Origin of the sequence: Streptomyces sp. NPDC059895 (assembly GCF_042731035.1) — a bacterium.
In the GTDB taxonomy this organism is placed as follows: Bacteria; Actinomycetota; Actinomycetes; order Streptomycetales; family Streptomycetaceae; genus Streptomyces.
The window spans coordinates 92,679-106,089 of sequence record NZ_JBHWKO010000022.1 but is presented as its reverse complement, the minus strand read 5'-3'; the positions used below and the strand labels follow the sequence as shown (position 1 = coordinate 106,089).

The window sequence follows — 13,411 nt, the reverse complement described above, 5'->3', positions numbered from 1 at the left end:
CGGTACGTCACTTGTCAAGTCGGACGTCGTCGCCGACCGGTTGCCGTCCCGGAGCAAGGGTGGCGCAGATCACAGCCAGCGCCATACCGCCGAGCAGGAAGAGGTAGGAGCCGCCTCCCGCGCCGAACATGAAGTCGCCTTCGGGGCGGGCCGTGGTGAGCAGGACGACGGCGATCATCCAGCCCGCGGCGGGGGCGACGGCCCCGCCCCGGCCGCGGAGGGCGCGCGCCCCGCCGAGGAAGAGGCCGGCGGCGCCCGCGAGCGCGAGCAGCAGTCCGCCCGGGAACCAGCCGGACTGGACGAGCGCCCCGGCGGCGCCGGTGACCGCGCCGAGCAGCAGCAGGCCCAGGTAGGCGGCGGCCCGTCCGGCGGAGGGCGGACGCAGCGGCTGGGCGAGCGGGGAGCCGTGACCGGACATCAGGCCTCCTCCCCGACGCCGGCGAACAGGTCGGTCTCCCGGCCGGGGCCCGCCGCCGGACCGCCGCGCACCAGTTCGTAGTACTCGGTGGTGAACAGGGGTTGTGCGAGCTCGTTGGAGAGCGCGAAGGAGCGCCCGTCGGGGGCGACCTCGATCTGGGTGGCGTGCGCACGCATCGCGGCGGCCTTGGCGGCGGCGTGGGCGGTGCCGTCGATCTCGGTGGTGATCCGCTCGTCGTCGACGACGCCGGGGACGTCCCCGACCGTCGCGCTCTCGGGGAAGGGCAGGCCGGGCAGCTCGTCCCGGAGCCGGTCGAAGGCGGCCTCGGCGACGGAGCGCGGGACGCGGTTCCAGTAGACCTTGGGGACGCTCCAGCCGGCGTCGGCGGCCCGCTCCACGGCGCGCATGGCGACGCGGTGGGCCTGGATGTGGTCGGGGTGGCCGTAGCCGCCGTCGTCGTCGTAGGCGACGAGCACCTGGGGGCGCAGCTCCAGGATCACCTCGGCGAGCAGGGCGGCGGCGCCGTCGACGTCGGCCTGCCAGAAGCAGCCGGGGTCGTCGTTGTCGGGGATGCCCATCATCCCGGAGTCGGCGAAGCGGCCGGCGCCGCCGAGCAGCCGGACGTCGTGCACGCCGAGCTCCGCCGTGGCGGCCCGCAGCTCGCGCAGGCGGTGCTCACCGAGGGCGGCGCCGGTGAGGTGCCGCAGCTCCGGCGGGATGACCTCGCCGCGTTCACCGAGGGTGCAGGTGACCAGGGCCACGTGCGCCCCGTCGGCCGCGTACCCGGCCATGGTCGCGCCGTTGTTGATCGACTCGTCGTCCGGGTGCGCGTGCACCAGCAGCAGACGTCGAGCGGGCAGTTCCGTCATGGGCCCAACCCTACGAGGCGGACACCCGTCCCCGGCCGCCTACCCGGCCGACTCCCGCCGCGCCGCCGCGTACGGGGGCGATGGCGAGCGCGAGGCGCTCATTCCGTCCCGATGGTGTCGTTCACGGCTGCCTCGGGGAGCCGCCGCGCCCCGCCGGGGCGGGAGCGACGGCTCACCGGGAGGATCAGGCGACGCCGTCCGGCTTCACGAAGATGTCCTCGGCGGACGGGACGGTGACGGCACGGGTGAGCCACTGGCGCAGGAGGTCGGGGTCGTCGCAGCCGGCGATGCGCTCGCGGGTCCCCTCGGGGACGTTCAGGCCCCGCGCCTCCAGGACGAGCAGGATGTCCTCCGCACGCCCCTGGGCACGCCCCTCGTCACGGATCTCTTCGGAGATGGACGACTTGTAGAAGGAAAGGTCCACGGCCACCAGGGTCCTCCAGATTTCCGCGGCCCGGCGCACGCTGTCCAGGCCTCGTGTGGTGAGTTCGATAATGGGGTCGGCGACGGTCTCGGGCACGTCCTGCAGAGCGGTGGACAGGGCCTTCAGTATCCCATTCACGTCGCGATCCTTCGCGTGCGTGATGGCGCACAGGGTGGCCAGTGCGAGGTCGGCGCCGGCCTCCTCCGGGTCGGTGATGAAGGGCATGTTGTGCGGCCCGGCCACGAGCGGGCGCAGCGTCAGCGCGGCCCACCAGCCGGGTCCGATGGACACGGGCCGGGCAGCCCACTCGGCTGTGGCCCGATCCTGGCAGACCACGAGCAACAGGGGCGGGATCTTGTACTTGGCGTACAGGAAGGACAGGTAGTACGCCCAGCTGGCGGCTTTGTCCGGGTCCTTCGCACTCTGGGCTTCGACGGCCAGAAGGATCGGGGCGTCGCCGTCGAGTCGCAGCAGTGTGTCGACACGACGTTCGACAGGCCGAGTCTCCGTGACATCGGTGGGCAGAACTGTCACGGACGTGGGCTGGATGGAGGGGAGGCCGAGCACCTTGGAGACACCCGTGAACAGGCCGGGGTACTCCTGGAAGATGCGGTGCATCGCCTCGTGGGACGAGTTGACCATGCGGTTCCTTTGCTTGTTCGGTCTTCAGACGGCCACTGCCGACCGCGCTCGGCAGTCGCGGCAGGGGCCTGGTTCGGGCCCGCGGAAGCCTCGGTCGCAGCCGTCGCAGTTCCGCAGGGGGTGCCGGACGGCCGGCGGCGGGACGACGGAGGCGCCGTACGGAGGCAGGGGCGGCATCAGGGCCGTGAGGCGGTGGGCCAGGAAGGCAGCGGGACGACGGAGGCCCTCGGGCGGCAGGTCGGCGGAGAGGGCCTGGCGTACGGCGGTGGGGCTGACGTCCCGCTCCAGCCAGGCGGCGACACCGGGGGCCAGGTGGGCCGTGTCGCAGGCGGAGAGGAGGAGGCGGGAGTCGTGGCGGCGGAGACCGGCGAGGAGGTCGGTCGCCGCTTCGAGGAGCTTGGGGTAGGGGTGCGAGGGGCGCGGCACGTCGGGGAGGGCCTTGCGGGGCGCGGACGGCCTCGGCCCGGCGGGGACCGTCCTCGGGGTGTGCTCGGTGGCGACCGCAGCGGTACGGCGGTGGTGGCCGGGCTGGTTGCAGGAGACCGTACGGGTGACGATGCGGCCGTCGGGGATGCGCTCGCGCTCGCGACGGAGGTAGCCGTGGGCCTCCAGTTCGCGCAGGGCGGCGGCGATACGGGTCGCGCCCTCGGGGAAGCGCGCGACGAGGGACTTGATGTCGACGCGGGCGCCCTTGGGCAGGGACTGGATGTACACGGCCAGCCCGATGGCCAGGAGGGACAGTTCCCTGTGCTGGGCGAGATGGTTGCCGATCACCGTGAAGCGGGTGGTGCGGCGGGCGTTGTCGTGGACGAGACCGCCGAAGTGCCGCCGTTTCGGGGGTTTGTCGGCGGTAGGACGGGACCGGGCGTGCGGGCGCACGCTAGGGTTCTGCGTATCCATCGGGAAGGGCTCGACTTCCTTGGTGGTCAGGCCCTCGCCTTGGGATTGCAGCCCGGCGAGGGCCGTCTCATGTCTGCGGTGTGGTGCTGCGTTGCGCTGAGAGTAGGGCAGGCAACGCCCCACAAATCCAGCCCAATCGGCGATATTCACTCGGGCGAGTGAGAGCCCGCCGGCGGGCGGGAGGGGTGGGGCTTGGTGGGGTGATTTCTCCATCGTCGGTCTTGGAAAAAGCCGCCCGTGGCACCGGAACGCGAGGGCGCGGGTTCCGGCCGGAACGCGGATGCGGAGTGGACGGTTCCCCGGATCGCGTCACCCGGAGCGGCCGCACCCCCTTACCGTGACGAGTGACGACACCATTGCGGACGGTGACCGTCCGGAGGTTGTCCGGTCGTGTCAAGGCCGTCTCGGGCTGCCGTGCGGGTAGGGGCGTCGCGCCACGTTCGGACGACGGAGGGGTGCGGGACGCAGCAGGTGGACGGCCGGGTCTTGGACCGGCCCACGGCCGAGGCGGACGAGCCGGGCTGGGAGGTGGAGCCCGACGACGAGTGGGGCATCGCGGTCGTCGCCACGGTGGGACGGCAGATCAGGCTGCGGCGCGAGGCCGTGGGGATGCGCGCCGGCCAGTTCGCGGAGGCCCTCGGGTACGGCGAGGACCTGATCTACAAGATCGAGGGCGGGAAGCGGATTCCCCGGCCGGAGTTCCTGGACAGGGCGGACGAGCTGCTGGGGGCGGGTGGACTGCTGGCGGCGATGAAGGAGGACGTGGAGAAGGTCCGGTACCCCAGGAAGCTCCGGCAGTTGGCGGAGATGGAGGCAAAGGCCGCGGAGCTGCTCTCGTACGGCAACCACGATCTGCACGGTCTGCTACAGACGGAAGAGTACGCACGGGCGCTGCTGAAGACGCGGCGACCGGTGACCCCCGAAGACCAACTGGAGCAGGCTGTGGCGGCGCGCATGGCCAGGAAGGCGATCTACGAGCGCTCACCAGCCCCTGAACTCAGCTTCATCCTGGAAGAGACGACGCTGAGGCGCCCGGTCGGAGGCAAGATGGTGTGGCGCCGGCAGCTCGAACACCTGCTGGAGGCCTCGCTGTTGAGGAACGTCGACATTCAGATGATGCCGACAGACCGCTGGGACCACCCTGGGACGGGAGGGCGGATCCAGGTGCTGAAGTTCCTGGACGGCACGGCAGTTGGGCGCATAACCGACGAGTTCAACGGCCGTCCCGTCCACGACCCGAAGCAGCTCCGGATCCTTGAACTGCGCTATGGCGTCATCCGGGCGAGGCTCTGGCCACACGGGAGTCACCGGCCTTCGTCGAGCAACCGGTGGGAGAGACATGATCCGCAAGAACTCTGCCGAAGACGCGTTCACGTTGGCGTGGTTCAAGAGCAGTTACAGCGACAGCAGCAACCCGAACGACTGCGTCGAGATCGCCACCACCCCCGACACCATCCACGTCCGCGACTCCAAGCACACCGAAGGACCACGCCTCCGGCTCTCGCCGGGAGCCTGGGCCGCCTTCGTGCCGTACGCGTCCGAGGGCTGACGGTCCGCTCGCCCCGGACCGAGGGGAGAACGCCCGAAGCCGGGTGGCTTACGGACCCCGATCCGGGGAAGGCGCGGGAATAGTCGACCGGAGCCGGGCTCCGGTCGACCGCTCACCGGAGCCACGGGCCGACGCGCGTCAGAACTTGATACTGCCGATCATGCTTGCCACGCTCGTCGTCAGATCGCTGATCGTCCCCGCCATGGTGGAGGAGGCGAGATAGAAGCCGAGCAGCATGCAGACGACCGCGTGACCGCCCTTCAGCCCTGACTTCTTGATCAGCAAGAAGACGATGATCGCCAGCAGCACCACCGCCGAAATCGAGAGTGCCACGGCGGCTCACCTCCAAGAACCCGGGAACGTGGGGGAAAGTACAGAGCGGGGAACGCGTAAAACCGTACAACTGCCAGCAGGTTCATACCCACACAGCGCTAGTGATCATAACTATGAGTGCGTGCGCATCGAGTGGCGCACAGCCGCACAAGGGGGCGCATGGCCAATATGGTCGGGGTATGACGACCGAGTCGGACTCCTTCCCCCGGCGGCTCGCCCGCACCCAGCGTTTCACGCTCGGCGCGCCGCGTTCGTTCACGGTGGCCCCCGACGGCTCCCGTGTTGTGTTCCTCCGCTCGTCCTCCGGCACGGACCGGGCGAACGCACTGTGGGTGCTCGATCCGGCGGACGGCCGGGAGCGCGTGGCGGCGGACCCACGCGCCCTCCTGGGCGGCGCCCCGGAGGACCTCCCGCCCGAGGAGCGGGCACGCCGCGAGCGCAGCCGTGAGGGCGGCGCCGGCATCGTCGGCTACGCCACCGACGAGACCGTCGAGTTGGCGTCTTTTGCCTTGTCAGGGCGGCTTTTCACAGCGGAGCTGCGGGCCGGTACGGCGCGCGAACTCCCCGTCGCGGGGCCGGTGGTCGACCCCCGCCCCTCCCCCGACGGACGGCTGGTGGCATACGTCGCCCGGGGCGCGCTGCGGGTGGTGGGTGCGGAGGGGGAGGGCGACCGGGCGGTCGCCGCACCGGAGTCGGAGCCGGTTTCCTATGGATTGGCCGAGTTCATCGCGGCGGAGGAGATGGGGCGTTCGCGGGGGTTCTGGTGGTCCCCGGAGTCCGACCGGCTGCTCGTGGCGCGGGTGGACGACACGCCGGTGGAACGGTGGTGGATTTCCGATCCGGCCCATCCGAAACGTGACCCAAAACACGTGCCGTATCCAGCTGCCGGGACGGCCAACGCGGAGGTCCGGCTGTTCGTGTTCGGCCTCGACGGGGTGCGCACGGAGGTCGTCTGGGACCGTGCACGCTACCCGTATCTGGCGCGAGTGCACTGGTCAGCGGGGGGTGCGCCACTGCTGCTCGTCCAGGCTCGCGACCAGCGAACTCAGGTGTACCTGGCGGTGGACGCCGGCTCCGGGGCGACCCGGATGGTGCACGCCGACGAAGATCGAGAATGGCTTGATCTTTTCCCTGGAGTGCCGTGCTGGAGCCCGTCGGGACAACTTGTCCGAATCACCGACGAGGGCGGTGCGCGGGTCCTCGCGGTCGGCGACCGGCCGCTGACGGGAGCGCAGCTGCACGTGCGGGCGGTGCTGGACGTGACGGCCGACGACGTGCTGGTCTCGGCGTCGGCCGGGGAGGACGCGGCGGCGCGGGAGACGGGCGAGGTGCACGTCTACCGCGTCGGCGAACTCGGCGTCGAGCGCCTCTCGCGGGAGCCGGGGGTGCACTCGGCGGTGCGCTCGGGGGGCGTGACCGTGATGGTATCGGCGGTGCCCGACCGGCCGGGGAGCCGGGCACTGGTCCAGCGCGACGGGAAGACCGTGGCGACTGTCCGGTCGTATGCGGAAGATCCCGGTCTGTCCCCCCGCGTGCGCTTCACCGAGGGGGGCGCACGGAAAATCCCGTGCGCCGTGCTTATGCCTACGGACTACCCCGGTGACACCTCACTGCCGGTGCTCCTCGACCCCTACGGCGGGCCGCACGGGCCCCGGGTGCTCGCCGCGCACAACGCGCACCTGACCTCCCAGTGGTTCGCCGACCAGGGCTTCGCGGTGGTCGTCGCGGACGGCCGGGGCACGCCCGGCCGCTCCCCCGGCTGGGAGAAGGCGATCCACCAGGACTTCACGGTCGCCCTCGACGACCAGATCGAGGCGCTCCGGGACCTGGCCCGGAGCCACCCCCTGGACCTGTCCCGGGTGGCGGTCCGCGGCTGGTCCTTCGGCGGCTACCTGGCGGCCCTGGCGGTGCTGCGCCGCCCGGACGTCTTCCACGCGGCCGTCGCGGGCGCCCCCGTGACCGACTGGCGGCTCTACGACACCCACTACACCGAGCGGTACCTCGGCGACCCGGCCACGGCCGCCGGGACGTACGCGCACAACTCGCTCGTCACCGACGAGGGACTCTCCGCGCCGGCCGCCGGCCCCCACCGCCCGCTGATGATCGTGCACGGTCTCGCCGACGACAACGTGGTCGTCGCCCACGCCCTGCGCCTGTCCTCCGCCCTGCTGGCCGCCGGCCGCCCGCACGAGGTGCTGCCGCTGTCCGGGGTCACGCACATCACCCCGCAGGAACAGGTCGCGGAGAACCTGCTGCTGCTCCAGGTGGACTTCCTCAAGCGGTCCCTGGGCCTCACGGGCGGCGCCGACGGGCGCCTCGGCGGCTGAGACACGGCAACGGGCCGGGAGACATGGCGCTCCCGGCCCGTTTCACGGCACCCGCACGGCCGTACGCTGTTCAGCCTGACGCGTCCGTATATCGGAACAGGGTCGGCCAAGTTGCCTGCGTGTTAACGCGGTTGCTGCACAAATGTGCCGCTATGCGCCTCCGTGGGCACGATCTCCGCGCGACCGCTCCGGCGGAACCACGTTCTCCTCCTCCGCGAAGTGGCAGGCCGAGTCGTGGGCCGCGGGGCCGCCCACGGCACGGAACCGCGCCGGGACCGCGAGCGCCGGCACCTCCACCGCGCACCGCTCCCGCGCCTTCCAGCAGCGGGTGCGGAAGCGGCAGCCGGAGGGGATGTTCGTCGGGGACGGCACATCACCCGAGAGGATGATCCGCTCCCGGCGCTCCCGCGCCTCGGGGTCGGGCACGGGCACCGCCGACAGCAGGGCCTGGGTGTAGGGGTGGGTGGGATGGTCGTAGATCTCGGTGTCGCTGCCGGTCTCCACGATCCGCCCGAGGTACATCACCCCGACCCGGTCCGAGATGTGGCGCACGACGGACAGGTCGTGCGCGATGAACAGGTACGACAGCGCGAACTCGCTCTGGAGCCGGTCGAGGAGGTTGACCACCTGGGCCTGGACCGACACGTCCAGCGCGGAGACCGGCTCGTCGGCGACGATCACCTCCGGGCGCAGGGCGAGCCCGCGCGCGATGCCGATGCGCTGGCGCTGGCCGCCGGAGAACTGGTGCGGATAGCGGTTGACGTACTCGGGGTTGAGGCCCACGACGTCCAGCAGCTCCCGCACCCGCCGCCGCCGGTCGCCCTTCGGGGCCGCCTCGGGGTGGATCTCGTACGGCTCCCCGACGATGTCCCCGACCGTCATCCGCGGGTTGAGGGAGGTGTACGGGTCCTGGAAGACCATCTGGATGTTGCGGCGGACGGCCTTGAGGGCCCTGCCCGACAGCCTGGTGACGTCCTCGCCCCGGTACCGGATGCGGCCCGCCGTCGGCCGCTCCAGGTGCACCAGCATCTTCGCGACCGTGGACTTGCCGCAGCCCGACTCCCCCACGATGCCCAGGGTCTCGCCCCGGCCGAGCGCGAAGTCGACGCCGTCGACGGCCTTCACCGCGCCGACCTGCTTCCTGAAGAGGACGCCCCGGGTGAGCGGATAGTGCTTGACGAGACCGCTCACCTCCAGGATCGGCTCAGCTGTCGGCACCATGCAGGCACTCCCTCCAGAAGTGGCAGGCGCTGCCCCTGTGCTCGTCCACCGCGTACAGCGGCGGCACGTCGGTCCGGCACACGTCCCGGGCCATCGGGCAGCGCGGGTGGAAGGGGCAGCCGGGCGGGATGTCCATGAGGTTGGGCGGCAGGCCCTTGATGGCGTAGAGGTCCCGGCCCTTGCGGTCCAGGCGCGGGATGGAGTCCAGCAGCCCCCGGGTGTAGGGGTGGGCCGGCGCCTTGTAGAGGTCGTGCACCGGGGCCGACTCCACGATCCGGCCCGCGTACATCACGGCGATGCGGTCGGCGACGTCGGCGACCACGCCCAGGTCGTGCGTGATGAGGATCAGGCCCATGCGGTACTCGCGCCGCAACTCGGCGAGCAGGTCCATGACCTGGGCCTGCACGGTGACGTCGAGGGCGGTGGTCGGCTCGTCGGCGATGACGAGCGCCGGTTCCAGGGCCAGCGCCATCGCGATCATGATGCGCTGGCGCATGCCGCCGGAGAACTGGTGCGGGTAGTCCCTGAGCCGTTCCCTCGCCCCCGGGATGCGTACCCGGTCCATCAGCTCGACGGCGCGGGCCCGCGCGTCCTTGCGTGACAGGCCCCGGTGGACGACGAACATCTCGCCGAGCTGGTCGCCCACGCAGAGCACGGGGTTGAGGGCGGACAGCGCGTCCTGGAAGATCATCGCCAGCTGCGCGCCCCGGACCGCGCGGCGCTCCTCCTCCGTCAGCTTCAGCAGGTCCCGGCCGCGGAAGAGGATCTCGCCGCCGGTGATCCGCCCGGGCGGGGTGTCGAGGATGCCCATGACCGCCTGGGCGGTGACGGACTTGCCGGAGCCGGACTCGCCGAGCACCGCGAGGGTCTCGCCCGCGTCGACGCCGTAGCTGACGCCGTTGACGGCCTTCGCGACGCCGTCGCGAAGGCGGAACTCGATGTGCAGGTCGCGTACGTCGAGCAGCATGACGCCGTCACCTCAGCTTCGGGTCGAGGGCGTCGCGCACCGCGTCGCCGAGCATGATGAACGCGAGGACGGTGACCGCCAGCGCGCCGGAGGGCCACAGCAGGGCGTGCGGGGCGTTGCGGATGTAGGGGGAGGCGGCGGAGATGTCGATGCCCCAGGAGACGGTCGGCGGTTTCAGGCCGACGCCGAGGTAGGACAGGGTCGCCTCCAGCGCGATGTACGTGCCGAGCGCGATGGTCGCCACGACGATCACCGGGGCGACGGCGTTGGGCGCGATGTGCCGCAGCAGGATCCGGGAGTTCGAGGCGCCCAGGGCGCGGGCGGCCAGGACGTAGTCGTTCTGCCGGGCGGTGATGACCGAGCCGCGGGCGATCCGGGAGATCTGCGGCCAGCCGAGCAGCACCATGAACCCGATGACCGGCCAGAGCGTGTCGCCGGTCACCACGGACAGCAGGACCAGACCGCCGAGGACGACGGGGATCGCGAAGAAGACGTCGGTGATCCGGGACAGGACCGCGTCCCCCACCCCGCCGAAGAACCCGGCGAGCCCGCCGAGCACGCCGCCGAGGACGGCGACGCCCAGCGTGGCCAGGACGCCGACCGTGACGGACGTACGGGCGCCGTAGACGGTCCTGGTGTAGACGTTGCAGCCCTGTCCGTCGTAGCCGAAGGGAGCGCCCGGCTGGGAGCCTTCCTGGGCCTTGGCGAGGTCGCACGTCAGGGGGGAGCCGGAGGCGAGCGCCGAGGGCCACAGGGAGACGAAGACCAGGAAGAGGATGACCAGGGCGGAGAGGAGGAAGACGGGGTTGCGGCGCAGGTCCCGCCAGGCGTCGGACCACAGGGAGCGCGGCCTGGCGGAGGGGCCGGTGCCGTCCGGGCCGCGCGGCGCCCTCTCCAGCGACGCGCCCTCGCTCGTCGCGAGGTCCATCGCGCCGCCCATGCCGGTCCCGGCGATCGCGCCCTCGGGCTCGTACGTCTGTTCAGGCATAGCGGATCCTCGGGTCGAGCACGGCGTACAGGAGGTCGACCAGCAGGTTGGCCACCAGGAAGACCAGCACCAGGACGGTCACGAAGCCGACCACGGTCTGGGTGCTCTGGCGGAGGATGCCCTGGTAGAGCTGGAAGCCGACGCCGTGGATGTTGAAGATGCGCTCGGTGACGATGGCGCCGCCCATCAGGGCGCCGATGTCGGTGCCGATGAAGGTGACCACGGGGATCAGGGAGTTGCGCAGCAGGTGCCGGGTGACGACCCGGTGCCGGGGCAGTCCCTTGGCGACGGCCGTACGGACGTAGTCGGAGCGTCTGTTCTCCGCGATGGAGGTGCGGGTCAGGCGGGTGACGTAGGCCAGGGAGACCGAGGCCAGCACCAGGCCCGGCACGATCAGCTCGTCGAAGGTCGCCGCCGGGGACACCGACGGTTTGATCCACCCCCACTCCACACCGAGCAGCAGTTGCAGCAGCAGGCCGGTGACGAAGGTGGGGACGGAGATGACGACGAGGGTGACGAGGAGGACGCCGGTGTCCACGGGCCTGCCCCGGCGCAGGCCCGTGACGACGCCCAGGGTGATGCCGACGACGATCTCGAAGAGGATCGCGACGACGGTCAGCCGGACGGTGACCGGGAACGCCGTCGCCATCAGCTCGGTGACCGGCTGGCCGTTGAACGCCGTGCCGAAGTCGCCGGTGAAGACGTTCCCCATGTAGGTCAGGTACTGCCGCCACACCGGCTCGTCGAGGCCGAACTCCTTCCTGAGCTGGGCGGCGGTGGCCGGGTCGCACTCGCGGTCGCCGCAGAGTCCCGCGATGGGGTCGCCCATCACGTGCACCATCAGGAAGATCAGCATGGTGGCGCCGACGAACACCGGGACCATCTGGAGCAGGCGCCGGATCACATACCGCCCCATGGCGGGTCAGCTGACCTTGATCTCGTCGTAGACGGGGACGGAGAACGGGTTGAGCCGTACGTCGGACAGCCGCTGCGAGTAGCCGGCGCTGCCGTTCTGGTACCAGAGCGGGATGGCGGCCATGGTGTCCCGGACCACCTCCTCGGCCTGCTGGAACTTCGCCACGGCCGCGGCGGTGTCGGTCTCGGCGTTGGCCTCGTCGACGAGCCGGTCGAACCGCTCGTCGGACCACTTGCCGTCGTTGGAGGAGGCGTTGGTGTAGTAGAGCGGCTGGAGGAAGTTCTGGATGAGGGGGTAGTCCATCTGCCAGCCGGACCGGAAGGGGCCCGTCAACGTCCTCTCGATGATCTGGCCGCGGTAGTCGGCGAAGGTGCCGACGGGGTTGGCGACGCAGGCCCTGTCGTTGCCCAGGGCGTTGTTGATGGAGTTGCAGACCGCGTCGACCCACTGCTTGTGGGAGCCGGTGTCCGCGTTGTACGTGATCTTCACCTGGCCGCCGGGGAGGCCGCCGCCCTCCTCGATGAGCTTCCTGGCCGCCTCGGGGTCGTAGTCGCAGGCCTCCCCGCACAGGCCCTTGCGGTAGCCGCCGTCCTCGCCGAGCACCGGGGAGGTCCAGTCGGTGGCGGGGGTGCGGGTGCCCCGGAAGATCGTCCGGGTGATCTGCTCGCGGTCGATCGCCCGGGACAGGCCGGTGCGGACCTTGGCGGAGCCGGCCTTGTTCCAGTCGGGGTCGTAGTAGGGGAAGGCGAGCAGCTGGATGATGCCGGCGGGGGTGTTGAGGTAGCGGTCGCCCAGGTCGTTGTCGACGTTCCTGAGCTGGGCGGCGGGCACGTCGTCGACGAGGTCGAGGTTGCCGGCCATCAGGTCGGTGTAGGCGGTGTTGTTGTCGGTGTAGACCTTCAGGGTCACCCCGCCGTTTCGCGCCTTGTCCGGCCCCGGGTACTCCTCCCATCTGCGCAGTTCCATCTGGGAGCCCTTGGTGTAGGACTGGATCGCGTACGGGCCGTTGCCGACGGGCCTGGCCAGCCAGGCGTCGTGGTCGGTGAAGAAGGCCCGCGGCAGCGGGGCGAAGGCGGGGTAGCCGAGGGTGTCGGGGAACGTCGAGAACTTCTGCGTCAGCCGCACCGTGAACGTACGGTCGTCGACGACCTTCAGACCGGAGAGGGTGTCGGCGCTCTGTCTGCCGCCGTCGCTCGGGTGGATCCGGTCGTAGCCCTCGATGTACGCGAAGAAGTACGCGTTCCTCTGCTTGTTCCTCAGACTCGCGCCGTAGTTCCAGGCGTCCACGAAGGACTTCGCGGTCACCTTCTCCCCGTTGCTGAACGTCCAGCCGTCCTTGACGGTGATCGTGAAGTTCCGCGAGTCGGAGGTCTCGATCTTCTCGGCGAGCATGTCCTCGGCCTCGCCGGTCGCCGGGTCGTACCGCTTCAGGTTGCGGAAGATCATGTCGAGGACCTTGCCGCCCTGCACCTCGTTGGTGTTGGCGGGCTCCAGCGGGTTGTGCGGGTCCCCCCAGGAGGAGCTCAGCACCGCGCCGGTGCCGGCGCCGCTGCCGCCTCCGCCCCCGCAGGCCGCCGCCGCGAGGGTTACCGCCGCCGCACCCGCGGCCCATCTGGCGTGCGTCGCTCCGCGCATGGAGTGCCTCCTCGTCCGCCGACCCCTTGCTGGGTCAGCTTCCGAGGAGGTGCGCCGCGGCGCACGTTCGTCCGGTCCGTATGGGTACGGATTGCTCCGGAGGAGCGTACGAAGGGGCGCCCCCCGCATACGCCGGGACCGGGGGCGGGAGGGTTCGCTCCCGCCCCCGGTCCCGAGGGGCTCGGCGTGGGCTCGCGCGGGTCGCGGCCCGCACAGGCCGAA

General features: G+C 71.1%; 12 protein-coding genes and 1 pseudogene. 3 read left to right on the top strand and 10 right to left on the bottom strand.

The genetic code is table 11. The annotated features are described in order from the left end of the window. Positions 1–7: 7 nt before the first annotated feature. The 4 genes from ACFV9M_RS24385 to ACFV9M_RS24370 form a co-directional block, all read right to left on the bottom strand. Positions 8–418 (bottom strand): DUF6113 family protein, encoded by a 411-nt coding sequence (locus ACFV9M_RS24385; protein ID WP_385067277.1) that lies wholly within the window; start codon positions 416–418, stop codon positions 8–10. Continuing rightward, positions 418–1,287, bottom strand: a complete 870-nt coding sequence (gene mshB / locus ACFV9M_RS24380; RefSeq protein ID WP_385067280.1) for an N-acetyl-1-D-myo-inositol-2-amino-2-deoxy-alpha-D-glucopyranoside deacetylase — start codon at positions 1,285–1,287, stop codon at positions 418–420. The genes ACFV9M_RS24385 and mshB overlap by 1 nt, the downstream gene beginning before the upstream one ends. A 184-nt stretch (positions 1,288–1,471) precedes the next feature. Then, the gene (locus ACFV9M_RS24375) at positions 1,472–2,353 is read right to left on the bottom strand and encodes a hypothetical protein (RefSeq protein ID WP_385067283.1); all 882 of its coding nucleotides are present in this window, start codon (positions 2,351–2,353) and stop codon (positions 1,472–1,474) included. 24 nt (positions 2,354–2,377) lie between these two features. After that, positions 2,378–3,253 (bottom strand): helix-turn-helix domain-containing protein, encoded by an 876-nt coding sequence (locus ACFV9M_RS24370; protein ID WP_385067286.1) that lies wholly within the window; start codon positions 3,251–3,253, stop codon positions 2,378–2,380. A 471-nt stretch (positions 3,254–3,724) separates the two neighbouring features. Between ACFV9M_RS24370 and ACFV9M_RS24365 the strand changes: the two are divergent. Together ACFV9M_RS24365 and ACFV9M_RS24360 are read left to right on the top strand one after the other, a co-directional pair. Next, a pseudogene (locus tag ACFV9M_RS24365) lies at positions 3,725–4,596 on the top strand (helix-turn-helix domain-containing protein). After that, complete coding sequence (locus ACFV9M_RS24360) at positions 4,593–4,802, top strand: DUF397 domain-containing protein (protein WP_385067289.1); 210 nt, start codon at positions 4,593–4,595, stop codon at positions 4,800–4,802. The pseudogene ACFV9M_RS24365 and the gene ACFV9M_RS24360 overlap by 4 nt, the downstream one beginning before the upstream one ends. Positions 4,803–4,940: 138 nt before the next feature. Here ACFV9M_RS24360 and ACFV9M_RS24355 read toward each other — a convergent pair whose 3' ends face one another. Continuing rightward, positions 4,941–5,135 (bottom strand): hypothetical protein, encoded by a 195-nt coding sequence (locus ACFV9M_RS24355; protein WP_385067291.1) that lies wholly within the window; start codon positions 5,133–5,135, stop codon positions 4,941–4,943. A gap of 179 nt (positions 5,136–5,314) precedes the next feature. Here ACFV9M_RS24355 and ACFV9M_RS24350 point away from each other — a divergent pair, with 179 nt between their 5' ends. Beyond that, on the top strand, positions 5,315–7,462 hold the full coding sequence (locus ACFV9M_RS24350; protein WP_385067293.1) for a prolyl oligopeptidase family serine peptidase: 2,148 nt from the start codon (positions 5,315–5,317) through the stop codon (positions 7,460–7,462). 150 nt (positions 7,463–7,612) lie between these two features. Here the strand turns inward: ACFV9M_RS24350 and ACFV9M_RS24345 are convergent, their stop codons facing one another. From ACFV9M_RS24345 to ACFV9M_RS24325, 5 genes are read right to left on the bottom strand one after another with little or no spacing between them, the layout of a single operon-like run. After that, positions 7,613–8,683 carry an ABC transporter ATP-binding protein gene (locus tag ACFV9M_RS24345; protein ID WP_385067295.1) on the bottom strand — a complete coding sequence of 357 codons (1,071 nt, stop codon included), beginning with the start codon at positions 8,681–8,683 and terminating at the stop codon, positions 7,613–7,615. After that, positions 8,667–9,650 carry an ABC transporter ATP-binding protein gene (locus ACFV9M_RS24340; protein ID WP_385067297.1) on the bottom strand — a complete coding sequence of 328 codons (984 nt, stop codon included), beginning with the start codon at positions 9,648–9,650 and terminating at the stop codon, positions 8,667–8,669. The genes ACFV9M_RS24345 and ACFV9M_RS24340 overlap by 17 nt, the downstream gene beginning before the upstream one ends. A 7-nt stretch (positions 9,651–9,657) precedes the next feature. Continuing rightward, positions 9,658–10,638 (bottom strand): ABC transporter permease, encoded by a 981-nt coding sequence (locus ACFV9M_RS24335; protein ID WP_385067300.1) that lies wholly within the window; start codon positions 10,636–10,638, stop codon positions 9,658–9,660. Continuing rightward, positions 10,631–11,554, bottom strand: a complete 924-nt coding sequence (locus tag ACFV9M_RS24330; protein ID WP_385067302.1) for an ABC transporter permease — start codon at positions 11,552–11,554, stop codon at positions 10,631–10,633. Before ACFV9M_RS24330 ends, ACFV9M_RS24335 begins: the two co-directional genes overlap by 8 nt. 6 nt (positions 11,555–11,560) lie before the next feature. Next, positions 11,561–13,189, bottom strand: a complete 1,629-nt coding sequence (locus ACFV9M_RS24325; protein ID WP_385067305.1) for an ABC transporter substrate-binding protein — start codon at positions 13,187–13,189, stop codon at positions 11,561–11,563. Positions 13,190–13,411: the final 222 nt, after the last annotated feature.